Source organism: Bradyrhizobium sp. 23AC (genome assembly GCF_054863025.1).
This window is the reverse complement of the sequence record NZ_JAVAYN010000085.1, coordinates 1-386: the sequence shown is the minus strand read 5'-3', so window position 1 is coordinate 386 and position 386 is coordinate 1. Positions and strand designations below refer to the sequence as shown.

The 386-nt window shown below is 65.5% G+C and carries 2 protein-coding genes; both read left to right on the top strand.

What is annotated here, in order from left to right; all coding sequences use genetic code 11:
• A partial coding sequence (locus tag RAD10_RS41555; RefSeq protein ID WP_461621993.1) for an ABC transporter ATP-binding protein C-terminal domain-containing protein occupies nucleotides 1–73 on the top strand: 73 nt, incomplete at its 5' end.
• On the top strand, nucleotides 70–386 hold a 317-nt coding region (locus RAD10_RS41550; RefSeq protein ID WP_461621992.1), incomplete at its 3' end, for an ATP-binding cassette domain-containing protein. The genes RAD10_RS41555 and RAD10_RS41550, both read left to right, overlap by 4 nt.

Sequence of the window (386 nt, the reverse complement as noted above, 5' to 3'; positions counted from 1 at the left end):
GGAAGGCACGCCGGCCCAGGTGCAGGCGGACCCCGACGTCATCAAGGCCTATCTCGGGAGCAAGGACCAATGACGACATTGCTCAACGTCAAGGACCTGCGCGCCTATTACGGCCAGGTCCAGGCGCTCCATGGCCTATCCTTCTCGCTCAACGAGGGCTCACTGGTGACGCTGCTCGGGGCCAACGGCGCCGGCAAGACCACCACGCTGCGCGCGATCTGCAACATGGTGCGCTCCACCGGCGGCATCGAGTTCGACGGCAAGCCGCTGAACAACCGCTCCACCGAGAGCATCGTGCGGTTCGGCATTGCCCATGTGCCGCAGGGCCGCGGAACCTTCACCACCATGACGGTGGAGGAGAATCTCCAGCTCGGGGCCATCACCCG